At 65.9% G+C, this 24,550-nt stretch carries 22 protein-coding genes; 14 read left to right on the top strand and 8 right to left on the bottom strand.

The genetic code is table 11. The features are described 5' to 3' along the window. Positions 1 to 8 precede the first annotated feature (8 nt). Genes ABQE44_RS06465 through ABQE44_RS06445 form a run of 5 tightly spaced genes read left to right on the top strand, consistent with a single transcriptional unit; the run spans position 9 to position 6,056 of the window. Entirely contained in the window at positions 9 to 818 is an 810-nt protein-coding gene (locus tag ABQE44_RS06465) for an enoyl-CoA hydratase/isomerase family protein (RefSeq protein ID WP_448428811.1), read from the top strand. Further along, positions 809 to 1,603, top strand: coding sequence for an enoyl-CoA hydratase/isomerase family protein (locus ABQE44_RS06460; protein WP_448428809.1), 795 nt, complete (start codon positions 809 to 811; stop codon positions 1,601 to 1,603). Before ABQE44_RS06465 ends, ABQE44_RS06460 begins: the two co-directional genes overlap by 10 nt. Further along, a complete protein-coding gene (locus ABQE44_RS06455) occupies positions 1,600 to 3,066 on the top strand; it encodes a class I adenylate-forming enzyme family protein (RefSeq protein ID WP_448428807.1) in 1,467 nt (488 codons plus the stop codon). The genes ABQE44_RS06460 and ABQE44_RS06455 overlap by 4 nt, the downstream gene beginning before the upstream one ends. Beyond that, positions 3,059 to 4,576, top strand: coding sequence for a class I adenylate-forming enzyme family protein (locus tag ABQE44_RS06450; protein ID WP_448428805.1), 1,518 nt, complete (start codon positions 3,059 to 3,061; stop codon positions 4,574 to 4,576). The genes ABQE44_RS06455 and ABQE44_RS06450 overlap by 8 nt, the downstream gene beginning before the upstream one ends. Then, positions 4,569 to 6,056 (top strand): class I adenylate-forming enzyme family protein, encoded by a 1,488-nt coding sequence (locus ABQE44_RS06445; RefSeq protein WP_448395269.1) that lies wholly within the window; start codon positions 4,569 to 4,571, stop codon positions 6,054 to 6,056. The genes ABQE44_RS06450 and ABQE44_RS06445 overlap by 8 nt, the downstream gene beginning before the upstream one ends. 83 nt (positions 6,057 to 6,139) lie before the next feature. Here the strand turns inward: ABQE44_RS06445 and ABQE44_RS06440 are convergent, their stop codons facing one another. The 4 genes from ABQE44_RS06440 to fabG all read right to left on the bottom strand — a co-directional run bounded on the left by ABQE44_RS06440 (position 6,140) and on the right by fabG (position 10,031). Further along, positions 6,140 to 6,808 carry a GntR family transcriptional regulator gene (locus tag ABQE44_RS06440; protein WP_448395268.1) on the bottom strand — a complete coding sequence of 223 codons (669 nt, stop codon included), beginning with the start codon at positions 6,806 to 6,808 and terminating at the stop codon, positions 6,140 to 6,142. 1 nt (position 6,809) lies between these two features. Next, positions 6,810 to 8,003 (bottom strand): acyl-CoA dehydrogenase family protein, encoded by a 1,194-nt coding sequence (locus tag ABQE44_RS06435; protein ID WP_448395267.1) that lies wholly within the window; start codon positions 8,001 to 8,003, stop codon positions 6,810 to 6,812. After that, positions 8,000 to 9,214, bottom strand: coding sequence for an acetyl-CoA C-acetyltransferase (locus tag ABQE44_RS06430; RefSeq protein ID WP_448428803.1), 1,215 nt, complete (start codon positions 9,212 to 9,214; stop codon positions 8,000 to 8,002). The genes ABQE44_RS06435 and ABQE44_RS06430 overlap by 4 nt, the downstream gene beginning before the upstream one ends. 76 nt (positions 9,215 to 9,290) lie before the next feature. Then, positions 9,291 to 10,031, bottom strand: a complete 741-nt coding sequence (gene fabG / locus ABQE44_RS06425) for a 3-oxoacyl-ACP reductase FabG (RefSeq protein ID WP_448395265.1) — start codon at positions 10,029 to 10,031, stop codon at positions 9,291 to 9,293. Between the two features lie 205 nt (positions 10,032 to 10,236). Between fabG and ABQE44_RS06420 the strand changes: the two genes are divergently transcribed. Together ABQE44_RS06420 and ABQE44_RS06415 are read left to right on the top strand one after the other, a co-directional pair. Then, positions 10,237 to 11,415, top strand: a complete 1,179-nt coding sequence (locus tag ABQE44_RS06420; RefSeq protein WP_448395264.1) for an acyl-CoA dehydrogenase family protein — start codon at positions 10,237 to 10,239, stop codon at positions 11,413 to 11,415. Next, positions 11,412 to 12,233: a mycofactocin-coupled SDR family oxidoreductase gene (locus tag ABQE44_RS06415; protein WP_448395263.1), complete on the top strand. Its 822-nt coding sequence runs from the start codon at positions 11,412 to 11,414 to the stop codon at positions 12,231 to 12,233. The genes ABQE44_RS06420 and ABQE44_RS06415 overlap by 4 nt, the downstream gene beginning before the upstream one ends. An 8-nt stretch (positions 12,234 to 12,241) precedes the next feature. Here ABQE44_RS06415 and ABQE44_RS06410 read toward each other — a convergent pair whose 3' ends face one another. Next, positions 12,242 to 12,694 (bottom strand): MaoC family dehydratase, encoded by a 453-nt coding sequence (locus ABQE44_RS06410; RefSeq protein WP_448395262.1) that lies wholly within the window; start codon positions 12,692 to 12,694, stop codon positions 12,242 to 12,244. Between the two features lie 18 nt (positions 12,695 to 12,712). After that, entirely contained in the window at positions 12,713 to 13,609 is an 897-nt protein-coding gene (gene purU, locus ABQE44_RS06405; protein WP_448395261.1) for a formyltetrahydrofolate deformylase, read from the bottom strand. A gap of 544 nt (positions 13,610 to 14,153) precedes the next feature. Here purU and ABQE44_RS06400 point away from each other — a divergent pair. From ABQE44_RS06400 to ABQE44_RS06390, 3 genes are read left to right on the top strand one after another with little or no spacing between them, the layout of a single operon-like run. Further along, positions 14,154 to 14,903: a hypothetical protein gene (locus tag ABQE44_RS06400; RefSeq protein WP_448395260.1), complete on the top strand. Its 750-nt coding sequence runs from the start codon at positions 14,154 to 14,156 to the stop codon at positions 14,901 to 14,903. Further along, positions 14,900 to 17,026 carry an Rv1355c family protein gene (locus ABQE44_RS06395; protein ID WP_448395259.1) on the top strand — a complete coding sequence of 709 codons (2,127 nt, stop codon included), beginning with the start codon at positions 14,900 to 14,902 and terminating at the stop codon, positions 17,024 to 17,026. The genes ABQE44_RS06400 and ABQE44_RS06395 overlap by 4 nt, the downstream gene beginning before the upstream one ends. A gap of 47 nt (positions 17,027 to 17,073) precedes the next feature. Continuing rightward, positions 17,074 to 18,873 carry a putative bifunctional diguanylate cyclase/phosphodiesterase gene (locus ABQE44_RS06390; RefSeq protein WP_448395311.1) on the top strand — a complete coding sequence of 600 codons (1,800 nt, stop codon included), beginning with the start codon at positions 17,074 to 17,076 and terminating at the stop codon, positions 18,871 to 18,873. On the opposite strand, the gene ABQE44_RS06385 is transcribed toward ABQE44_RS06390, so the two are convergent. After that, on the bottom strand, positions 18,820 to 19,752 hold the full coding sequence (locus tag ABQE44_RS06385; RefSeq protein WP_448395258.1) for an FAD-dependent oxidoreductase: 933 nt from the start codon (positions 19,750 to 19,752) through the stop codon (positions 18,820 to 18,822). The genes ABQE44_RS06390 and ABQE44_RS06385 overlap by 54 nt on opposite strands. Positions 19,753 to 20,273: 521 nt before the next feature. Here ABQE44_RS06385 and ABQE44_RS06380 point away from each other — a divergent pair. Continuing rightward, a complete protein-coding gene (locus tag ABQE44_RS06380; RefSeq protein WP_448395257.1) occupies positions 20,274 to 20,942 on the top strand; it encodes a TetR family transcriptional regulator in 669 nt (222 codons plus the stop codon). Positions 20,943 to 21,004: 62 nt separating this feature from the next. Continuing rightward, entirely contained in the window at positions 21,005 to 21,655 is a 651-nt protein-coding gene (locus ABQE44_RS06375) for a ScbR family autoregulator-binding transcription factor (protein WP_448395256.1), read from the top strand. Between the two features lie 7 nt (positions 21,656 to 21,662). Here ABQE44_RS06375 and ABQE44_RS06370 read toward each other — a convergent pair whose 3' ends face one another. After that, entirely contained in the window at positions 21,663 to 22,025 is a 363-nt protein-coding gene (locus ABQE44_RS06370; protein WP_448395310.1) for a PAS domain-containing protein, read from the bottom strand. A 161-nt stretch (positions 22,026 to 22,186) separates the two neighbouring features. Here ABQE44_RS06370 and ABQE44_RS06365 point away from each other — a divergent pair, with 161 nt between their 5' ends. Then, positions 22,187 to 23,419, top strand: coding sequence for an acyl-CoA dehydrogenase family protein (locus ABQE44_RS06365; RefSeq protein WP_448395255.1), 1,233 nt, complete (start codon positions 22,187 to 22,189; stop codon positions 23,417 to 23,419). A 13-nt stretch (positions 23,420 to 23,432) separates the two neighbouring features. Further along, positions 23,433 to 24,550, top strand: a 1,118-nt coding sequence (locus tag ABQE44_RS06360) for an acyl-CoA dehydrogenase family protein (protein WP_448428801.1), incomplete at its 3' end; no start/stop codon positions are given.

Raw genomic sequence — 24,550 nt, 5'->3', positions numbered from 1 at the left:
AGTCGAGCATGTCGTCAACTTTCAGCGACATAACGTACGAGGTCGACGGGCACAAAGCGACGGTCACGTTGAACCGGCCCAACGCGCTCAACGCACTGAGCCCGCACATGATCACCGAACTGCGCAGCGCCTACGACGAGGCCGAGAACGACGACGACATCTGGACCGTCATCGTGACGGGAACCGGTCGCGCGTTCTGCACGGGCGCCGACGTCGGCGAGATCCCCGAGGACGGCCGCGTGATCTACGAACGCCCGTACCTGTCGACCTACGACCAGTGGGAGGCCCCGCAGGAGGGCACACCGCCGTTTCGCCGCATGGCCAAACCGGTGGTGACCGCCATCAACGGGCTGTGCTGCGGCGCCGGGTTGGACTGGATCACCACCGGCGACATCGCGATTGCCTCGGCAAAGGCAACGTTCTTCGACCCCCATGTCAGCATCGGGCTGGTGGCGGCCCGCGAGATGGTCCGGTTGGCGCGGGTGTTGCCCCGCAACATCGCACTCCGGATGGCGCTGATGGGCAAACACGAACGGATGAGCGCGCAACGCGCCTATGAGCTGGGGATGATCAGCGAGGTAGTCGAACACGACCGGCTGCTCGAACGCGCTCACGAGATCGCCGACATCGTCAACTCCAATGCACCTCTTGCCGTTCGGGGCACCAGGCTTGCCATCCACAAGACCCTGGATCTGCCGATGCACGAGGGTGAGATCCTCGCCGAAACCTTCCGCGAGCGGGTGGTGCGCACCGAGGACGCCCAGGAGGGACCCAAGGCGTTCATGGAAAAGCGTGCTCCGAACTGGAAATGCCGATGACCTCCCGCGATTTCGAGACGATTCTGCTCGACGTGGACCCCGCCGTCGCGGTCGCGACGATCACGTTGAACCGGACCGATTCGCTCAACGCGTTCAACCGCACGATGTGTGAGGAGATGGCCGAAGCCTGGCGGATCGTCAAACTCGACGACTCGGTCAACGCGGTGGTGTTGCGCGCCGCCGGCGAGCGGGCGTTTTCCGCGGGCCTGGACATCAAATCCTCTTACGGCCAGCCCGACAACATGTGGCACCACGAGGATCCCGGCGAGAAGCTCAGCCCGAAATGGCAGAAGGTGTGGAAGCCCGTGGTGTGCGCGGTGCAGGGCATGTGCACGGCAGGCGCGTTCTACTTCGTCAACGAATCCGACGTGGTGATCTGTTCGCAGGACGCGACGTTCTTCGACTCCCACGTCAGCGCCGGGCTGGTGTGCGCGCTGGAACCGATCGGGCTGATGCGCCGGGTCGGGCTGGGTGAGACACTGCGGATCGCGTTGATGGGCAACGACGAACGGGTCAGCGCGGACACCGCATTACGCATCGGGCTGGTGTCGGAGGTGGTATCGCCCGAGTCGTTGTGGGCGCGGGCCCACGAGATCGCCGCGGGCATTGCGGCCAAACCGCCGTCAGCCACCCAGGGCACCGTGAAGGCGATCTGGGAGTCGCTGGACAAACCGTATCGGGCAGCGCTCGAGCAGAACCTGATCTACACCAGGCTGGGCAACCCGCTCGGAACGGCCGAACTCGCCGCGCGCGGGCGCGGCACGACCACGCCGAGGATCCGATGAGCACCGATCATCCGCTGCGCACACGCATCTCGGCCGTGCTGGGCCTGCAACCTGATGCCCCCGCCATTGAGTACGAGGGTCAGTGGTCCAGCTGGAAGCAGCTCGGCGAACTGGCGCGGTGCATATCGTCGGTCGGTCTGCATGACCGCCAGGTCGGAATCCTGTTGCGCAATACCCCCTCTCACGTCGCAGCGCTGCTCGGGGTGCTGCTGGGCGGCGGCACCGTCGTCGTCATTAACCCGTCGAGGGGAGATGACCGGGTCAGGGCCGACATCGACGATCTGCGGTTGCCGCTGATCGTCGGCTCCCCCGCCGACCTCGAGGCGCTGGTGGAGCCGACGGATTACACCACCACGGTGGGCATCACAGGGCTGGCTGATGCACTACAGATGTCTTCTGCACCTGCGAAATCCCAGGACACCGGCCGTGCCGGTGTCGCGGTGCGGATGTTGACCAGCGGCACCACCGGACCACCCAAACGCATCGACCTCACCCATGACATGTTGGCGTGCAGCGTGATCGGCACCGACTACGAGACCGCAGCGGCACCGACCGAGCTGCGACGCGGGGTGGCGATCGTCAACGCACCGCTGGTGCACATCGGCGGTGTGTACCGGGTCCTTCAGTGCGTCTGCGAGGCCCGCTCGTTCGCGCTGTTGGACCGATTCGAATTGGATCGGTGGGCCGATGCGGTGCGCCGGCATCGCCCGCGGGCGGTGTCGCTGGTGCCCGCCGCGTTGCGCACCGTCTTGCACTCGGATCTGAGCCGCGACGATCTGGCCAGCATCCGTGCGGTGACCTCGGGCACCGCGCCGCTGTCGGCCGAGGATGCCGACGCGTTCACCGCCAAGTTCGGCATCCCCGTGCTGACTTCCTATGCCGCAACTGAATTCGGCGGCGGGGTGGCCGGCTGGTCACTGGCGGACTACCAGCAGTACTGGACGGCGAAGCGGGGCAGCGTCGGCAGGGCCACGCTGGCAGCACAGTTGCGGGTGGTCGACGACGCAGGCGTGCCGTTGGGGCCCAACGAGCCCGGGCTGTTGGAGGTCAAACCGGGCCAACTCGGCCCGTCCGCGGACTGGATGCGCACCACCGACATGGCGCGCATCGACGGCGACGGCTTCCTATGGATCCTCGGGCGTGCCGATCAGGCGATCATCCGCGGCGGCTTCAAGGTGATGCCCGACGAGGTGCGCGCCGCGCTGGAAAGCCACCCCGCAGTGCACGCCGCCGCGGTCGTCGGTCGCCCCGACCCGCGGCTCGGCGAAACGCCAGTCGCCATGGTCGAACTGCGTGAACACGTCGAGACCGCTGCGCTGATGGATCACCTGCGGACCAGGCTGGCGGGCTACGAGGTACCCGCCGATATCGCAGTCGTCGACCAGATCCCGCGCACGCCGTCCGGCAAAGCCGACCTGAACACGGTTCGGCAGTTCTTCACCGACTCGGTCGAGCATGCCTGAGACCACGGTCGACACGGTGCTGCGCGGTCAGGCCGCGCGCCGCGGCACCCACCCGTTGCTGATCTGCGATGACGACCGGCTCACGTACGCCGAGGCCGATACGCGGTCCGCCGAGTTGGCTCGCGGCCTGATCGCGTTGGGGGCAGGGAAGGGCACCCACGTCGGCGTGCTGTACCCGAACGGTTCGGCTTTCATGGTGGCGATGCTGGCGGCGGCACGTATCGGTGCGGTCGTGATTCCGTTCTCGACCTTTGCGAGGCCTCCGGAGTTGCGGGGACAACTGGCCCATGCCGATGTCGAGATCCTGCTCAGCGCAGAGTCATACCGAAACCACGACTACCGTCAGCGACTCGACGGCCTCGTCGATGCCCTGCCGCTGTTGCGTCATGTTCTTTTCGACCTTGCGCCGCCCGACGCTGTCGGCGAGGCGCTGCTGACGGCGTTGGAGGACGACGTCGAGTCCTCAGATCTCCTGGCGATCGTGTACACCTCGGGCTCCACCAGCGTGCCGAAGGGTGTGATGCACACCCACGCGTCCCTGCTGGAGCACCAGAAGGTGCTCAACGAGTTCCGCGGGCTGACCGAGGGGGACAAGCTGTTCTGCAATTCGCCGTTCTTCTGGATCGGCGGGTTTGCGTTCGCGGCCCTGGCCACGATGCTGGCCGGGGCGACGCTGATCTGTTCCAACGCCACCGATGCCGCCGAGACACTTGATCTGATCGAAGCCGAAAAGCCGACGATTACCAACGGTTTCGTGGCCGGCATCGCTCCCTTGAGCCGTCATCCGAGCCTGCAGCACCGGGATCTGTCGTCGCTGCGGCGCGGTAACCTGTATCCGATCATGGCCCCGGAGGTGCGCCCGGCCGATCCCGAGTTGCGCCACTCCATGCTCGGCATGACCGAGTCCGGCAGTGTCATCACCATCAGCGCCGACGAGTCCGACCAACCGGAGCACCGGCGTGGGTCCTTCGGAAAACCGCTGCCCGGCTTCGACACCAAGATCGTCGATCCCGACACCGGCAACACCGTCGCCGCCGGCGACATCGGTGAACTGTGCATTCGCGGCCCGTATCTGATGCAGCGGTACTACAAGCGCAGCCGCGAAGAGTGCTTCGACGACGACGGCTGGTTCCACACCGGCGATCTCGTCCGCGTGGACCGTGACGGGTTCGTGTACTTCATCGGTCGCCACGGCGCGATGATCAAGACCGCGGGGGCGAACGTGGCACCGGCCGAAGTCGAACGGGCGATCGCGAGGGTCACCGGCGGAACAGTGGCGCACGTCGTCGGCATCCCCGATCCCGAACGCGGGCAACTGGTGGCCGCCGTCATCGCGCTCGACGACTCCGCCGCGGTATTCGATGAGCCCGCGCTGCGCGAGGCGTTGAAATCGCAACTGTCCGCGTACAAGATCCCGCGGCGGTTCGCCGCCCTGCCGGCTTCGCAGATACCGGTGACGTCCAGCGGTAAGGTCGACATCGCCCGCCTGACAGAGGTATTCGATGCCTGACACAATCGACGCGCTGATCCGATGGCACGCCGACGCGCAACCGGCCAAACCGATGGTGATCGACCCCGACCGGAAGATGAGCTACGCCGAACTCGACACCGCCACTCGGGAACTGGCCGCAGCATTCTTCGAAGCCGGCGTCGGGAAGGGCACCCGCGTCGGGCTGATCATGCCCAACAGCGTCGAATGGGTGCGGGTCGCGATGGCGCTCACCCGGATCGGTGCGGTGCTGGTGCCGTTGAGCACGCTGCTGGCCGCGCCGGAGCTCGGTGCGCAACTGCACGTCGCCTCGGTGCAACACCTCGTCACGGTCGAGGAGTTCCGGGGGCATCGCTATCTCGATGATCTGTCGGCTGTGCGGGCGGATCTGCCTGCGCTGCAGGGGGTGTGGACGGTTTCTGAGCTGCCGTCGGGCGGAAACGTCGGCAAAATCGATGCGGTGACCGCGGCCGTCACACCCAGCGACCCGCTGGCGATCATGTTCACCTCGGGCAGCAGCGGGCCGCCCAAAGGCGTCATCCACTCGCACGGCAACGCGCTGCGGGCGGTGCGTTCGGGTCTGGTTGCGCGCTGTGTCGACGCCGACACCCGGTTGTATCTGCCGATGCCGTTCTTCTGGGTCGGCGGTTTCGGCAGCGGCATCCTGACCGCGTTGGCGGCGGGTGCGACGCTGGTCACCGAGCCGATCCCGCGCCCGGAAACCACCTTGCGGCTGTTGGAGCGCGAACGCGTCACCCTATTTCGGGGGTGGCCGGAGCAGGCCGAGGCGCTGGCACGGCAGTCGGGTTGGGTGGGCGCCGATCTGTCGACGTTGCGCCCCGGCAGCCTCGAAGCGCTGTTGCCGGCCGAACACCGCGCCGAGCCGGGCGCTCGAGCGAAGCTGCTCGGGATGACTGAGTCGTTCGGCCCGTATTGCGGCTATCGCGCCGACACCGACATGCCGCGCTCCGCATGGGGCAGTTGCGGAAAACCGTTCGAGGGCATGCAGGTACGGATCGTCGACCCTGACACCGGTGAGCCCGTTCCCGCGGGCACGATCGGGATGATCCAGATCCGCGGACCGCACGTGATGCGCGGGATCGTCCGACGCAGCCGCGAAGATGTGTTCACCGCCGACGGCTACTACCCCACCGGTGACCTCGCCCATCTCGACGACGACGGCTTCTTGTTCTTCCACGGCCGCTGCGATGACATGTTCAAGGTCAGCGGCGCCACCGTATACCCCAGCGAGGTCGAACAGGCGCTACGCACCATCGACGGTGTCGACAATGCGTGCGTCACTGAAGTCTCTGGGGCCGTCGGCGCGATCGTCGTCGGCAACGTCACGGTCGATCGGCTGCGCACTGCCGCGCGAGACCGGTTGAGCGCCTTCAAGGTTCCGTCCGTATGGTTGCTGGTCGACTCCGACGACGACATTCCACGCAAGGCCACCGGCAAGGTCGACGTCGCCCACGTGCGCGCGTTGCTCGCCGCGCAATAGCCGCCGCGCCGAGATCGACGCTTTGGCGGATGTCACCCGCATATTTCCGCCAAAACGTCCCTTTCGGCGGTGAAGAAGCGTCGCTACGTGATCACGCCGCGTTCGGTCAGGTGGTCGATCAGCGGCTCGGCGCCCGCCGCCAGGTGTTCCGACATCGCGGCGCGGGCCAGCTTCTCGTCGCGCTGCTCCAGGGCCGCCAGCACCCGTCGATGGTGTTGGTTTGACTGCTCCGGCCAGCCCGCGATCGTGGGGAACACCGACTCCGGCGCGTAACGGGTGATCTGCGACATCAACTGGGCCAGCTTCGGTGAATCGGCGGCCACGTTGATCGCCCGGTGAAACTCGTGGTTGAGGCGCACCACCGTCTCGTCGTCGTCACCGGCATAGGCCGCCTCGAGTTCGGTCTGGATCTTCTCCACGTCGCGCAGCTGCTCGACGCTGATGTTGGCCGCCGCCCGCGCCGCCAACTCACCCCCGATATAGGCCTGCACGTTCGACACGTCGGTCAGGTCACGGCCCGTCACCGGCAGTACCACGAAGCCGCGCCGAGGCTGTTGTGCGAGCAGGCCTTCGCCCTTCAGCTCCAGCAGCGCTTCACGCACCGGGGTGACGCTGATCCCCAGCTCCGCCGCGAGTTGGTCCAGCCGCACGTACTCACCCGCCGCATAGCTGCCGTCGAAGATCCGGCTACGCACGAACCGCGCGACGTCCTCGGCCAGCTGCGGGCGCGAGGCGAAATCCGGGGCGGACATGTCAGATCCGATAGTCCGCGAGCAGCCGCTTGCTGATGATGTTCTTCTGGATCTCGCTGGTGCCCTCACCGATGAGCAGGAACGGGGCGTCGCGCATCAGCCGCTCGATCTCGTATTCCTTGGAGTAGCCGTAACCCCCGTGGATGCGGAAGCTCTGTTCGGTCACCTCCGAACAGAACTCACTGGCCAGGTACTTGGCCATGCCCGCCGCCACGTCGTTGCGTTCACCGGAGTCCTTGAGCCGTGCGGCGTTGACCATCATAAGATGGGCGGCCTCCACTTTGGTTGCCATCTCGGCCAATTGGAAGGCCACCGCCTGGTGCTCGGCGATCGGCTTACCGAACGTCTGGCGCTGCTGGGCGTATCGCACCGCGAGCTCGAACGCGCGGATCCCCACCCCGCACGCGCGCGCCGAGACGTTGACCCGGCCCACCTCGATGCCGTCCATCATCTGCACGAACCCCTGCCCGGGCGCCCCGCCGAGGATGTCGTCGGCGTGTGCCAGGTAACCGTCGAAAATCATCTCGGTGGTGTCGATGCCTTTGTATCCCAGCTTGTCGATCTTGCCGGGAATAGTCAGGCCGGGAACGACTTCCCCGAACCCGACCGGCTTTTCGACCAGGAACGCCGTGAGGTTGCGGTGCGGTTTGTCGGCGCCCTCGTCGGTGCGCACCAGCACCGCGACCAGCGTCGAACTCGCACCGTTGGTCAGCCACATCTTCTGGCCGTCGATGGTGTAGTTGCCGTCGGCCGTTCGGGTGGCCCTAGTGCGGATCGCCGCGACGTCAGAACCCAGTTCGGGCTCTGACATCGAGAACGCGCCCCGCGTCTCGCCGGTGGCCATCCGGGGCAGAAAGCGCTGCTTCTGCGCGTCGGTGCCGTGCTGGCGCAGCATGTAGGCGACGATGAAATGCGTGTTGAGCACGCCGGAGACGCTCATCCAGCCGCGTGCGAGCTCTTCGACGCACAGCGCATAGGTCAGCAGCGACTCCCCCAGACCGCCGTACTCCTCCGGGATCATCAACCCGAACAGACCCATCTCCTTCAACTGGTCGACGATGGCCTGCGGGTAGGTGTCGGTGCCCTCCAACTCGGGCGCGTTCGGGATGACCTCTTTTTCGACGAACTGGCGCACGGTGGCCAGGATTTCGGTCTGCACGCCGGTCAGCCCGAGAGTCTGGGCGAGCTTGTTCATGCGGCCATCCTTTCGAACACGGCGGCCAGTCCTTGCCCGCCACCGATGCACATGGTTTCCAGGCCGTAACGAGCGTCGCGCCGGTTCATTTCGCGCGCCAGGGTGGCCAGCATCCGTCCTCCGGTCGCACCGACCGGATGGCCCAGCGAGATCCCGGAACCGTGCACGTTGGTGCGGCCGTGGTCGGCGGCGGTGAACTTCCACTCCCGCATCACGGCCAGGGCCTGGGCGGCGAACGCCTCGTTGAGCTCGATGAGGTCGATGTCGGAAAGCGTCAGCCCGGCCCTGCGCAGTGCGACGTCGGTGGCGGGCACCGGACCGATGCCCATGACGTTCGGCGCCACGCCGGCGGCCCCCCACGACACCAACCGCACCAGCGGGTTCAGCCCGAGCTCATCGGCGTTCTCCGGGGTGGTGACGATGCACATCGAGGCGGCGTCGTTCTGCCCGCTGGAGTTGCCTGCCGTCACCGTGGCATCCGGATCGTTCTTGACGAGAACAGGTTTGAGCTTGCTCAACGACTCCAGGGAGGTGTCGGCGCGGGGATGCTCGTCGGTGTCGATGACCTCGTCACCCGATCGGGTGCGCACGGTGACCGGCACGATCTCCTCGGCCAGGATGCCGCTCTGCTGCGCGGCCACCGCCCGCTGATGCGACGCCACCGCCAGCTCGTCCTGCTCCTGCCGGGAGATGTCGTATTCGCCCCGCAGGTTCTCGGCGGTCTCGAGCATGCCGCCGGGCACCGGGTAGTGCTGTCCGCCCGCGGTGGTGCGGCCGCGAGCCAGCCCGTCGTGCACCCGGACGCCGGATCGGGCTGCGCCCCAACGCATGTCGGTCGAGTAGAACGCGACGTTGCTCATGCTTTCGGCACCGCCGGCGACCACGACGTCGTTGTCGCCGTTGGCAACCTGCAGGCAGGCTTGGATGACGGCCTGCAGGCCCGAACCGCAGCGCCTGTCGACCTGCATGCCGGGCACGGTGACCGGAAGCCCGGCGTCCAGCGCCACCACCCGACCGATCGCAGGTGCCTCGCTATTGGGATAGCAGTGTCCGAGGATGACGTCTTCTATTGCACCAGGGCTGATTTCGGTGCGATCGAGCAGCCCCTTGAGCGCGATGACGCCGAGGTCGACGGCGGTCAGCGACTTGAACATCCCGCCGTAGCGGCCGATCGGGGTGCGTACCGGTTCACAGATCACCGCCTCACGCATAGCTCACCTCTCCTTGCCTCGGCGCCCAAAGGGACCAAACGGGCGGGAAAGTGTGAGTAGATCCCGCCATTCCGGCTCATAGGTGCCGCCCGCCGGTGATCTCGAGAACGGTCCCGGTCATGTAGGACGACAGGTCACTGGCCAGAAACAGGGCGACCTTGGCCACCTCTTCCGGCTCGCCGGCACGGCCCATCGGCACCTCCGCCAGCTTCGAATCCCACGCCTTCTGCGGCATCGCCTCTGTCATCGCCGAGCGGATCAGCCCCGGCTGAATCGCATTGACCCGCACGCCGAGATGAGCGAGTTCCTTGGCGGCGGCCTTGGTCATCCCGACGATGCCGGCCTTGGCCGCCGAGTAGTTGGTCTGCCCGACCATGCCGACCTTGCCGGAGATCGACGACATGTTGACAATCGCGCCGCGCTTGTTCTCGCGCATGATCGGGGCCGCCGCCTTCAACCCGTTCCAGGTGCCTTTCAGGTGCACGGAGATGACCTGGTCGAACTGCTCCTCGGTCATCTTGCGCAGCGTCGCGTCGCGGGTGATCCCGGCGTTGTTGACCATGATGTCCAGCCCACCGAACCGCTGTACCGCGGTGTACACCAGCGCTTCGACGTCGGCGAGCTGGGTCACATCGCTGCGCACCGCCAGTGCGACGTCGTCGCCGCCCAGCTTCTTGGCCGCCGCTTCGGTGGCGGCGAGATCCAGGTCGCCGAGCACCACCCGTGCGCCCTCGGCGACGAACCGTTCCGCGATCGCCAAGCCGAGGCCCTGCGCACCGCCTGTGACGACCGCCGTCTGTCCGGTCAACAACGACACCTAGCTCACCCTCCTCGTTGGTCAGAGCCCGCAGCAGGGCCGAATCAATCACACATCATATTTCATATATGATCGGCCGAGCCATGGGCCTGCGGCGCCCGCCGAGCAGACGCAAAGTGGCGCGTTTCGCGCCGGATTCGTACGCTTTTGCGTCTGCTCGCGGTGGAGGCCCGCCCGCTCGCGAATCGAAGGGAAGCACCTGCCGATGACCGATGTCAGCGACGACGATTTCCGCGAGATCCTCGCTCAGACACGTCATTTCGTCCGTACCGCAGTTGTGCCGCGCGAACAGGAGATCCTCAGCGAGGATCGGGTGCCCGACGACCTGCGCGCGCAGGCCAAGAGGATGGGGCTGTTCGGCTACGCCATCCCCCAGCAGTGGGGCGGGCTGGGCCTGAACCTCGCCCAGGATGTCGAACTGGCGATGGAACTGGGCTATACGTCGCTGGCCCTGCGGTCGATGTTCGGCACCAACAACGGCATCGCCGGGCAGGTGCTGGTCGGCTTCGGCACCGACGAGCAGAAGGCCCGCTGGCTGGAGCCGATCGCCAGCGGCGACGTCGTCGCGTCGTTCGCCCTCACCGAGCCGGGCGCCGGGTCCAACCCGTCGGGGCTGCGCACCAAAGCCGTTCCGCAAGGCCCCGGAACCGACACGGACTGGATCATCACCGGCCAGAAGCGGTTCATCACCAACGCACCCACGGCCAACCTGTTCGTCGTCTTCGCCCGCACCCGCCCCGCCGACGACGACGGCCCCGGCATCGCGGTGTTCCTGGTGCCCGCCGCCAGCCAAGGCGTCCAGGTCGGCGCGAAGGACGCCAAGATGGGCCAGGAAGGCGCGTGGACGGCCGACGTGAGCTTCGACGACGTGCGCGTACCCGCCGAGGCGCTGGTGGGCGGCAGCGAGGACATCGGGTACCGCGCGGCGATGATCTCGTTGGCGCGTGGCCGCGTGCACATCGCCGCCCTCGCGGTCGGCGCCGCGCAGCGCGCCCTCGACGAATCGGTCGCCTACGCCGCCAACGCCACCCAGGGCGGCACGCCGATCGGCAACTTCCAACTGGTGCAGGCCATGATCGCCGACCAGCAGACCGGGGTGATGGCCGGACGCGCGTTGGTCCGCGACGCGGCGCGCAAGTGGGTCGACGACGAAGACCGCCGCGTCGCCCCGTCGGCGGCGAAACTGTTCTGCACCGAGATGGCAGGCCAGGTTGCCGATCTCGCCGTGCAGATCCACGGCGGCAGCGGCTACATGCGCGAAGTCGCCGTGGAGCGCATCTACCGCGACGTTCGGTTGCTGCGACTCTACGAGGGCACCAGTGAAATCCAGCGGCTCATCATCGGATCCAACCTCGTCAAGGCGGCACAGAAGGAGCGCGCATGAACGGACGACTCACCGGCAAGGTGGCGTTCATCACCGGTGCGGCCCGCGGACAGGGCCGCGCCCACGCCGTCCGGATGGCCAACGAGGGCGCCGACATCATCGCGGTCGACATCGCCGGGAAACTGCCGTCCTGCGTGCCCTACGACCATGCGACACCCGAAGACCTCGCCGAAACAACCCGCCTCGTCGAGGCAACCGGGCGACGGATCCTGGCCTCGCAGGTCGACATCCGCGACACCGAGGGCTTGAACCGCGCGGTTGCCGACGGTGCTGCCGCCTTGGGCCGCCTCGACATCATCGTCGCGAACGCCGGCATCTCTCCGCCCCAGGTGTGGAACGAGATCACCGTCGACGACTTTCGCGACGTCATGGACGTCAACGTCATCGGCACCTGGAACACCGTGATGGCCGGCGCGCAGAACATCATCGACGGCGACCGTGGCGGCTCGATCATCCTGATCAGTTCGGCTGCGGGAATCAAGCTGCAGCCGTTCATGATCCACTACACCGCCAGCAAGCACGCCGTCACCGGGATGGCCCGCGCGTTCGCGGCCGAACTCGGCAAGCACTCGATCCGCGTCAACAGCGTGCACCCCGGCCCGGTCAACACCGCGATGGGCTCCGGCGACATGATCGCGGCGATCGGACGGACGATGGAGACCAACCCGTCGCTGCAGAACATGATGACGCCGTTCCTGCCGACCTGGATCCTCGAACCCGAGGACGTCGCCGACGTGGTGTGCTGGCTGGCCACCGACGACTCGAAATATCTGACGGCGGCGGCCATCCCGGTCGACCAGGGGTCAACGCAGTACTGAGCTGCGCGTCAGCGGATATAGCGAACGATCGCCTCGGCCACAGCCGCCGGCTTCTCCGCGCCCTCGATCTCCACGGTCGTCGTCATGGTCGACTGCACGGCGCCGTCGAGTTGGTCGACCTTGGACAGCTCTGCGCGGGCGCGCACCTTCGCACCTACCTTGACCGGTGTGATGAAGCGAACCTTGTTGTAGCCGTAGTTGATCGCCATCGTGATGTTGCCGACGGTGTAGAGCTGGTGCATGAAGCGCGGCAGCAGCGACAGGGTCAGCAGCCCGTGCGCGATCGTGCCGCCGAACGGGCCGTCTGCGGCGCGCTCGGGGTCGACGTGGATCCATTGGTGATCGTCGGTGGCGTCAGCGAACAGGTTGACCCGCTTCTGGCTGATTTCCAGCCAATCCGTCGGACCCAGTTGGGCGCCTTCGGCCGCGACGAGCTCATCGAGGTCCTTGAACGTTCTCACTGCTTCTCCTTCGTCCCACTAGAAGATCACCGTCTGGTTGCCGTACCGGATGATGCGGTCCTCACAGTGCCATAGCACCGCGCGGGACAAAACAAGACGTTCCACATCGGCGCCGAGGCGCACGAGGTCGGCCACGCTGTGACGATGCCCCACGCGCACCACATCCTGCTCGATGATCGGCCCGTTATCGAGATCCTCGGTCACATAGTGCGCCGTCGCGCCGACCAGCTTGACCCCCCGTTCTTTCGCGCGCCGATAGGGTGCGGCGCCAATGAATGCGGGCAGGAATGAATGGTGGATATTGATGAGCGGACAACCCACCGCATCAATGAATCGCGGTGTGAGGATCTGCATATAGCGGGCGAGCACAACGAGGTCGACGTTGCCTCGCAACAGTTCGAGTTGGCGTTGTTCGGCCTCGTCGCGAGTATCTTTCGTTGCCGGCACATGCAGAAAGGGCACCGAGAAAGGCCTGACTTGATCGGCGAGGTCGGGATGATTTGAGATCACCATGACCACCGCCATGTCGAGTTCACCGCGACGGTTGCGCCAGAGCAGATCAAGTAAGCAGTGATCCTCCTTGGACGCCATGATTGCCACCCGTTTGGGCTTCGCCGCCTCGGTGAGCCGGAAATCCATATCGAACCTGGCGGCCACCTGGTTGGCGAAGTCCCGCTCGAGGGCATCGCGCGCGGCCGTGAGACCGGGAAGATGAAAGATCGTGCGTTGCATGAATATGCCGCCGGACTGTTCGGTCGCGTGCTGGTCGAGCGAGAGGATATTGGCGCCGGCATCGGTGAGGAATGCGCTCACCGCCGCGACCAGTCCCGGCCTGTCGGCACAGCGCAATAGCAACCTGCCGACGTCCTTGACCGGAAGAATGCCAGAGCCCGGCTCCGGATACTTCTCCTCCATCTGCCATAGCGTGTCATCTGCCCACGGTGAGCGCAGAAAAAGCTGGGCTACCAGTCGTGCCGGTTCCCTTCGGTTCGTCGACGTCGACCCCCAGCGGTGTACGTGGACGACCGGGACACAGGTCGGACCGGGTCAAGAACGATCATCGGGGAAAGGATGCCTCCACCGTCGGCGCCAATTCCCTGCTTTCACTCGACTTTCCGCCTTCAAAACGTCAAGAATCGGCTCGCTACCGGTGCGGTGAGCAAAATATCGGCGATATGAATGCCAACGGCCCTCTACCCCCTCAGTGAGTTCGCCACCACCGCTCGACCTCCCCAGCTACCTGCCAAAACAATGATTGCAAAGATAGCCGCCTGGTGCTCATCGGCCGGGGCGTCGACGAAGCTACTCCTGGGTATTCCCCGAACACGGGACAATATTTCTCCGCTAGCTGGTATTCGGGCGACTTGCAGCGAGATACTCAACATTGCATGCGGACATAACTATCCGACAAATCAGCGCCAACCACTGGTTGGTTGGCCGTCAAACGAAATGGACGACCATGACGATCTCGCCCGCCGACACCATCGACCCCATTGTCACGAGCCTGCAGGACAGCCCCAGCTGCTACGACCCGCAGACCGAGTGCACGGTCGTGTTCGCCGACCCGCGCGTCGAGCGCGAACTGTGGGAAGACTTCGTCCAGGGAGCCTGCAAAAGCTATACCAACCACGGGGTCGAGGTCGCTCTGGACATGGATGCTCTTCAGTCTGGGCGCGACACGATTCTGTTCGCGGCCTGCGTGAACGACGCCGGCCGCGTGGTCGGTGGCCTGCGCGCAAAAGGCCCCTACCAGTCGGCCGAGGAATGCCATGCCCTGCAGGAATGGAGCGGCCAACCCGGTTACGCCGCCGTGCGCAAAATGGTCGCCGACCGCCTGCCGTTCGGTGTCGTCGAGATGAAGACCGCATGGGTTACCGATGACCCCGACCGCAGCCGCCAGCTGACCAGCGCAATCTCGCGCACTCCCCTGCACGCCATGAACTTGCTCGACATCCAGTTCATCGTGGCCACGGCGGCCTCGTATGTGCTCAAACGTTGGTTGTCCTCCGGCGGCCAGTTGGCGACCAAGATCCCGCCGACGCCCTACCCCGATCGCCGTTACCAGACCAGGCTTGCGTGGTGGGACCGGCGCACATTTGCTAACCATGCTGACCCTCAGCAGCTTTCGCTGTTCATCGCCGAGCAACAACAGATGGCGCCGTGGCTTCATGAGGCAGTCGACCCGGTGGCTGCCAGAATGGCGCAATGACCGCAAGCACCGATGGTGCAGAACAATGCAACGCAGTAATCCTCAACGCTGACGAGCCGCTCCTCTCGCAATTGCGGGCCGACCCACGGGTCGATTTCGTCGACGCGGCACCCGCTCAGCTGAGGGCCCTGGACAGTCTGCGGCCACCGCCGGGCGCCGACGTGACCCGCGAACCGATCCGGTGGGCGTACTATCCTTGGCGCGCAAAGGTAGTCAGCGTGCTGGGTCCGCACGGCTTTCGACGGTTGCGGCTGGACCGGAACAGAAACCTGGTCACCGCAGCCGAACTCGACCGGCTCAGCCGGCTGCGTATCGGTGTCGTCGGCCTCAGCGTCGGCCATGCCATCGCGTATACCCTTGCTGCGCAGGGCTTCTGCGGGGAGCTTCGGCTTACCGACTTCGACGACCTCGAACTGTCCAACCTCAACCGCGTGCCCGCCACAGTGTTCGATTTGGGGCTGAACAAGGCGGTGGTGTGCGCCAGAAGGATCGCCGAACTCGACCCCTATCTGCGGGTGGTGGTGCAGACCTCCGGCATCACAACGGATTCCGTTGACGAGTTCATGGACAACGTTGACATCGTGCTCGAGGAGTGTGACTCGCTGGACGCCAAGGTGCTCGTCCGCGAAGCCGCACGGGCTAGAAAACTGCCGGTGTTGATGGCCACCTCCGACCGGTGTCTGCTCGACGTCGAGAGGTTTGACCTGGAACCCACCCGCCCGACACTGCATGGGCTGGTCGGCGACATGGACGCCGCCCAACTCAGGCACCTGGACGCCCGGGAGAAGGTTCCGTACTCGCTGCGGCTGGTCGACGCGACCCAGGTGTCCCCGCGCATGGCGGCATCGCTGATCGAGGTGGGCCAAACGCTGTCGACATGGCCGCAGATCGCGTCGGAGGTAGCGCTCAACACCGCCGCGGTCGCCGAGGCGGTCCGGCGCATCGGGCTGGGTGAGCCGCTTGCTTCCGGCAGGGTGCGAGTCGACGTCGCCGCGGCCCTCGACCGCATCGAAGAACCCCCGATCCCGCCGACCGATCGCCGGGTCGACGATCACATCGAAACGCCGGCGACGGCCGATGATGCGGTCCAAGCCGTGCTGGAGGCGGCCAACCGCGCACCGTCCGGGGGAAACGCACAGCCCTGGCGCATCTGGGCCCGCGGCCACACGGTGAAGATCGCCTTGGCGCCGGAGTATGCGACCACGATGGACGTCGGCCGTCGGGCAAGCGCCGTCGCGGTGGGGGCGGCCGCGTTCAACGCCCGTGTCGCTGCGGCAGCGCACGGGATGGTCGCCGCGGTCGCGTTCGAGCCTGATGATGAGCGCTATCCCCTGGTTGCGACGCTGGACCTCGCACCGGGCGGCGATCCGACGCTTGCCCCGCTCTACGAGGCCATGCTGCAGCGCGAGACAAACCGTTGTCAGGCCGGGCCGACGCCGGTCTCCCCCGACACCCTGGATCTTCTGGCCGCGGCCGCGCGGCGTGAGGGGGCCCGGCTCGCGATCCTCAACACGGCAGAACAGCTCGCTGCCGCCGCACGCATCCTCGCCGCCGCCGACCGCATCCGGTACCTGACACCGCGGTTGCACGCCGAGATGATCGCCGAGCTGCGCTGGCCCGGCGACCCCTCACCGGATACCGGCATCGACGTCCGCACCCTCGGGTTGCCGGAGAGCGAGCTGGTCATGCTCGATATCCTGCGCCGACCGGAGGTGATGGCTCACCTGGCCGCGTGGGACGGTGGCGCTGCGCTCGGCGACGACACCTACGACCGGGTCATCGGATGCGGTGCCCTCGGGGTGATCTCCTTCGAGGGCGCTGACCTGGTCGACTATGCGCGCGCCGGATCGGCCGTGGAGTCGGTGTGGGTCACCGCACAGCAGCACGGCCTTGGCGTCCAACCTGTTTCACCGGCGTTCCTCTACGCCGTCGACGCGCAGGACCGGCGGGGGCTGTCACCTGCGTACGCCGAGGAGCTTACTGACCTGCAATATGATTTTCGTATGGTCGCCGGCACCGATCCCGCAGAGTCACAGGCATTGGTACTCCGGCTCGCCCACGCACCGCGACCGGCGGTGCAGAGCCGCCGGCGCAGTGTGATGGCCCCTGGTACGGAGGTTTAGTGCCCCGGAGTTTGGAAGTCCTCGTCACGTCAGTCGCTACCGAGTTGATGGCGGTGAACGCCGCCACCCAGGTCGAGGTCAGCCAGCGGGTACTGGCCGACCTTGTCGACTACTTCGGCGTCGACGTCAGTTTCCTGCGCCGCAACGATCACCAGATCCGGGCTTCGGTGCTGGTCGCCGAGTGGCCGGTACGGCCGGGCATACCGGATCCGGACCCGTTGGCGGTGGTGTACTTCGACGATGCCGATCCGGTCTTCGCGCTCGCCGAACACCAGAAGGAACCGATTGTTTTTCGGCCTGAACCCTCCACCGACGAGTACCAGCACACGATCAACGAAGGCAGGCAGGTGCCGACCACCTCGATGGCGTGCGTTCCGCTGCTTTCAGGAAACATCACCAGCGGGGTGCTCGGCTTCGTCAAGTTCGGCGACCGCGACTGGACACCGGCAGAGCTCAACGCGCTGAAGGCGATCGCCTCGCTGTTCGCCCAGGTCCAGGCACGTATCGACGCCGAAGATCAACTGCGCTACCTGGCCGAGCACGACGACCTGACGGGGCTGTACAACCGCCGTGCGCTGTTGACGCACCTGGAGGCTCGCCTGCAGCCCGGGCAGCCCGGTCCCGTCGCGGTGTTGTTCTTCGACCTGGACCGGTTGAAGGCGATCAACGATTATCTCGGCCACACGGCAGGCGATTGGTTCATCAGAACGCTGGCAGAACGGCTCAAGGACTGCGCCGACGGCCCGAACCTAATCGCGCGACTCGGCGGTGACGAGTTCGTCGTGGTGCCCTCCGAACCGATGGATGCGGCCAGGGCGGGAACGTTGGCCCACCAGCTGAAATCGACGTTGCACGAACACGTGCCCGTCGACGGTGAGATGCTCACCCGCACCGTCAGTATCGGCGTGGCTGTCGGCGTTCCCGGCCGCGACACCACATCGGATCTGCTCGGACGCGCCGACCAGGCGGTGCTCAACGCCAAGAGTGCGGGCGGCAACCAGGTGGCGTTATTCACCGACGAGATGTCGCTTGACACCGAATTTCGCAACGACATCGAAATACACCTGCAAAGCCAGATCGAAGACGGCGCGCTTGTCCTGCACTACCTACCCGAGGTGGACATGCACACCGGCGAGATACTCGCCACCGAAGCGCTGGTCCGTTGGCAGCATCCGACCCGCGGACTGCTCGCACCCGACACGTTCATCGGCGTCGCGGAATCAATCAACCTCGCCGGGGAACTCGGACGCTGGGTCATGCACGCCGCCTGCGCCGAGTTCGCGAGGTGGCGCGCCAGCGGCATCGCGCACGACGTGCTACTGCGGATCAACGTATCGCCGGTGCAGTTGGTCACCGACGGCTTCGCCCAAACGGTCGCCGAGATCCTCGACGAGTTCCGCCTCGACGGCGCATCGGTGTGCCTGGAGATCACCGAAAGCGTTGTGGTGCAGGACATCGAGACCACCCGCATCACCCTGGCCGCATTGAAACAGGTCGGTGTGCGCCTCGCCATCGATGATTTCGGTACTGGCTACAGCGTGTTGACGCACCTCAAATCTCTGCCCGTCGACACGCTCAAGATCGACAAGAGCTTCGTGCGCGAATTGGGAGTCGACCCGGGCGACCTGGCCATCGTGCGCGCCATCATCGCGCTCGCCGACGCGTTTGGACTGGAGCTGGTCGCCGAGGGTGTCGAAACCGAAACCGCGGCATTGACGTTGCTGCAGCACGGATGTCACCGCGCCCAGGGGTTCTTGCTGTCGCGCCCGTTGCCCAGCGACGAGATGGCGTCGTTACTGGCCGACGGACGGATGCCCGTGCACTTTTCCGCAACGCCACTGGGGTGAACGGTCATGGGTGGCGTGCAGGTTGCGGCGCAACCGGCGGTTGGCCGGTTGGCAGGTAGGTGGGACCGGCTGACCGAAAGGTTCGGAGGTCAGCAACTCGACGCGGCCGAACCGGCTCGCGTGCTTGCTCACCAGGCACACCCTCAGCGCGGCGTCGCCGACCGGTAGCGGGCCCGAACCGCCCGAGCCCGGGCGGACGTCGTCTGCGGCGATTGTGACCCCGTGACGAGCACGAACGGCGAACGGACCCGCGGGTGTGAGGAACACCGCACCCACCACGGCACCTTCCTCGAACACGATGCGCTGCAGGACGCTGTCGGCATGCACCGCGATGCGCCGGTCGTGTGCCTGCGCCAGCAGCCAGTCATGCACCGATGCCCCGACATCGCCAGCAGCGGGTGTCATCGTCCCGATCTCCGCGACCGCGATCATGTCGCCGTCGCTGCTCTGCACTGTGCTCGAGTGCCAATCCGACACCCTCGAGTGCAGGTATCCGTACGGCGAGGCCAAACAGCGTGCCGCCCAGTCCCCGAGTCGGGCGCCGACGAACGGCGCGACGGTCCGGCCGGACGGTGCCGGCGCAGGCTCAGAAACCACCCGGATCGGCACGCCGAGGTCGTGGGCAGCCCGCGGCAGGGGGGTGAGATCCGACGACAGCGCCGTGAAGTAGTCGTTCGTTTCGGCGTCGGCGATGCCGAGGCCCAGCCAGGGCGATATCCCGTGGGCCGCCGACACTATCGCACTGTCGCGGGTCTCGACGCCCACAGCGGACCCGGCAACGAACACGTCCCCGCCCACGTCGGACACCGCGATGGCGCTTGCCAGCCCAGCGGTTCCTGAGCCGGTGCACACCAGGTCGACTTCTTCATCCCAATTCACCGTTAATTACCCCAATATTGCTATCTGTGCTGGGTTCGCGCGGTACGCCAGCAACGGCCCCGACCGGTCGGCGATCAAAACAAAAGGTGATTGCGGAAAACCTGAATCCACCACGGCCGACGGGAAAACTTGCGCCGGTTTGCCCGAACGAACCTCGGCTACGGGATGCGACTCCCGCCCGTGAACGCTCGACGGACGTCGAGCGAGCAGTGGCGACCGCAATCGAGCCCAGCTGCGGACTGCACGCATTTGCGCAGGTCGCAACGGACCGCAAGTCATCACGACGTGTACTTTACATACTTTTTGGCTGTTATGGGCGCAAGAACATGACTTTGAGTTTTTAGCAACGTGTAGCCCTCGACAGGCGCGGGCCGTCCCGTCGCAGCGGGTCTGAGGCGGTGTCCCCTTAAGCTGCTGATTCGTGCGGGTGCCCCCTGTCACTGAAGTGACGCGGATGAAAGAATTACGCGGTTGAGAAATTTACGGCAAAGATTATTTACGATCGGACGGCGCTACCTACAGTGACCGAACAAGTCGACCGGCGCTCGGACAGCACGCGGCTGCAGATCATCCGCGCGGCGGCCCGACTCTTCGCCGAGCAGCCCTACAGCAGGGTCAGCCTCGACGACATCCTCGCCGATGCGTCAGTGACCAAGGGTGCGATGTACTTTCACTTCCGGTCCAAGCACGCGTTGGCCTCGGCGATCGTCGAACACCGCTCCGCGGAAGCCCGGACGTCGATCACCGGACTGTTGGCACAACGGCTTTCGGGGCTGGAGACGCTTATCGACATCTACTTCCAGATCGCCGTCGAGGACATCAGTGACGACGTGGCCCGGGCCGGGTTGAACCTGCTCGAATCAATTGGACAGGCCGACGACCTGAAGTTCCGAGTCCTCAACGAGTGGATCGATGCGATCGCTCGGATCATCAAGAAAGCCGTGGAACAGGGCGACGTGCGAAAAGACGCCGATGCGATGGGCGTCGCGCGTGTGTTGGTGTCGATGTACCTCGGCCTACGCCAGTGCAGCGACCTGGCCGACGCCGAACGTTTCCTGCGTGAACTCGAGGCGGCCTGGTCGCTGATGGTGCCGGGCATCGTCGTCGACGACCGCAGAACCTATGTCGTGGAGTTCATCAAGAGACGGACCGGTATCGCGATCAGGAAGGCCAAGCCCCTTCGCCGGTGATCTATGATTCGCGTCCAGGCGTAGCCAACCGGTGAGCCGCGGATCCGGGAGGTGCTTGGAGAGTGGTGCGCCAAGCCCGCTCTGAGGCGACTCGGCAGCGGATCATCGCATCCGCAGTGCAGTTGTTCAACGAGGTCGGTTATGACTCCACCGCGTTAGGCGACATCATCGAGCACGCCGGGCTGACCAAGGGTGCGCTGTACTACCACTTCGACTCGAAGCAATCCCTGGCCACTGCGATCATCGAAGAGGGCAACGCCATCCTGCTGCGCGCGTTCAGCAGCATTACCAAACTGTCGGCGCCGGCCCTGGAGCGCATCATTCACGGCTCGTTCTTCGTCGGTCACCTGATGCGCACCGACATGGTGGCACGCATCGGGCTTCATCTGCTTCAGGCCTTGGGAGAGTTCAACGAGGTCGCGGTGCAGCAATACGAGGGGTGGGTGCACAGCGTGTTGCTGAACGTGACCGAGGGAATCGAAGAGGGCGATGTGCGACCGGATCTGGACACGCGCTCCATCAGCGAAGCGATCATCGGCGCGATGATGGGCGCCGAACTGCTTTCCAGCGCCACGACTTCGGGAACGGATTTGCTTCCACGGATCGCCACGATGTGGGACGTGCTGCTACCCGGGATCGCCACCGCCGACTCGCTGCCCTACTTTCGCGAGTTCTTGGCAAGGGAGTCGATGCGGCGCACGGCGTCGTCCTAGCGCAGCCCTACAGTTCGGCGTACCACAGCCGTTCGGTGAGGTCCTGGAACGTGGCGAGGGCCACCGGGTCGTCGCCGCGCAGCAGCGCCGACTTGCTCATCCGCGCCCGCACGACTGAGCCGTCCTCGTGCAGCAGTTCGACGACGAGGTTGGCGTGGGCGCGCACCAGCGACACGGCCGACTCGTCGGTCGGCATGGTGTGGAAGACGTCGGGGAATTTCAGCGCCATGATGTCCTCAGGCGTTTGACCCAGCATGTCGCCGAAGGCCGCGTTGGCGAACAGGATCTCCCCGTCTTCGGCGATGGCCAGCACGGGTACCGGTAGACGTTCGAGCACGACCAGTGCGGGCAACTCCCGCAACAGTGCCATGGGTGACTGTGGGTCCTGACCGCCTCGGCGCCGTTCCATGCCCTGATTATTGCTGGCTTGAAGTAAACCGTCACCCGCGATGGAAGATACGGACCCGCACCCGCCCCACTTGATTAACTAGGTTTACCCTGTGGGGGCGCTCGGCAGACAGGGGATCGACGATGGACCTCAGATGGTCGGAGACCGACATTGCGTTTCGCGATGAGGTTCGGGCATTTCTCAAAGACAAGCTGACGCCGGAGCTACGTCGCGCCGGGAAGTTGATGACCAGTGTCTACGCCGACCACGAAGCGAGCATGGAGTGGCAGCAGATCCTGCACGAACGCGGCTGGGCGGCGCCGGCATGGCCGGTCGACTACGGCGGCTGCGACTGGAGCCTGACCCAGCACTACATCTTCAGCCGCGAATCCACGCTCGCCGGCGCGCCGTCCCTGTCGCCGATGGGTATCCGGATGGTGGCGCACGCCCTGATCGCGTTCGGCACCGACGAGCAGAAGGACTACTTTCTGCCGCGGATCCTGACCGGTGAGGTGTTCTTCTGTCAGGGCTACTCCGAACCGGAAGCGGGCTCGGATCTGGCGGCCTTGTCGATGGCTGCCGTGGACGACGGCGATGACCTCGTCTGCACGGGAAGCAAGATCTGGACCACCCACGCCCGCGAAGCCAACTGGATGTTCGCGTTGGTGCGGACGTCGAAGACGCAGAAAAAGCAGCAGGGCATCACGTTCGTGCTCATCGACATGACTTCGCCGGGCATTGAGGTCCGCCCGCTGGTGATGACATCGGGCGAAGAGGTGCAAAACCAGGTCTTCTTCGATGAGGTCCGGGTGCCCAAGAAGAACGTGCTGGGCAAGATCGACGACGGCTGGACGGTGGCCAAATACCTGCTGGAGTTCGAGCGCGGTGGCGGCGCCTCCTCCCCTGCCCTGCAGGTGATGGCCGACGAGATCGCCGGCGTGGCCGCCGATCAGCCCGCACCGGGCGGCGGCAAGCTGATCGACGATCCCGCGTTCGCCCGTAAGCTCGCCGACGCGCGGATCCGCACCGAGGTGCTGGAGATCCTCGAGTACCGGGTGCTGGCCACCGTCGCCGAAGGCAAGAACCCCGGCGTCGCCGCCTCGATGCTCAAGGTGCTGGCCACCGAATTGAGCCAGGCCATCACCGAACTCGCGATGGAGGCCGCCGGTCCCCGCGGCCGGGCCTACCAGCCTCACGGCACCTGTCCGGGCGGGCCGGTGTCGATGTTCGAGCCGCCACCGGACGGCTATCTCAGCGGTGAGCCGTGGCAGGCCGTCGCGCCGCTGCGCTACTTCAACGACCGGGCCGGCTCGATCTACGCCGGCAGCAACGAGATTCAGCGCAACATCCTCGCCAAAGCGGCACTCGGACTTTGATGAAGGGCTTGCTATGGATTTCAAGCTGAGCAAGGAACAGGAACTGCTGCGCGACGGCCTGGTCAAGTTCCTGTCGACGCGATACGACCTGGACAAGAGCCGGACCGCGGCCAAGACAGGTCCCGGGTGGCAGCCGGAGATCTGGGCGGGTTTCGCCGACGAGTTGGGCATCCTGGGGGCGGCGTTACCCGAGGACGTCGGCGGCATCGGCGGCGGACCGGTCGAGATGATGGTGATTGCCGAGGCGCTGGGACAGTCGCTCGTGGTGGAGCCGTATGTCGACACCGTCGTGGTGGCTGGTGGGCTGTTGCGCCGCGCCGGCGGCGAGGTGGCGACCGCGCTGCTGGAGCGCGTCGTCGCCGGGACGGCCGTGGTGGCCTTGGCCGCCACCGAAGCCGAATCGGGTGACAACTGGCGTGACGCGGCAACGCTCGCCGAGCGCGACGGTGACGACTGGGTGCTGCGGGGCGCCAAGATCGTCGCCGCCAGCGCGCCGTTGGCGTCGCACCTTCTGGTCACGGCGCGCACCACCAACGGAATCTCGCTGTTCGTCGTCGATCTCGCCGAGGCCGCCGGCGGCCTAACGGCCCAGCACTACCGGACCGTCGACGATCGCCGCGCGTCCGATCTGGTCTTCGACGGTCTACGGCTGGGGGGCACCGCGCTTCTCGGTGAGGAGGGCGGCGCAGCGGCGTCGTTGGAGCAGGCCCGCGACGAGGGCGCGGCGGCGGTGTGCGCCGAAGCCGTGGGCTGTATGCGAAAGGTGTTGGCGGACACCGTCGAATATGCCAAGCAGCGTCAGCAGTTCGGGCAGCCGATCGGCAGCTTCCAAGCGCTGCAGCATCGCATGGTCGACATGCATATGGAGCTCGAGCAGTCGGTGGCCGCTGCTTATCTGGCGATCCTCAACCTCGAAGCCGAGCCGGTCATGCGGGCGCGGGCGGTGTCGGCGGCGAAGGCCACGATCGGGCGGGCCGCGCGGTTGATCGGCCAGGAGGCCGTGCAGCTGCACGGCGGGATGGGCATGACCGAGGAGCTCGCGATCGGTCACTATTTCAAGCGGCTGACCGCCCTGCAGTACGAGTTCGGCTCGACCGATCACCATGTGTCGCGCTACGCCGCCCTGACCCG

The organism is Mycolicibacterium sp. XJ2546, assembly GCF_053483195.1.
This window is presented reverse-complemented; position numbering and strand designations above follow the sequence as displayed.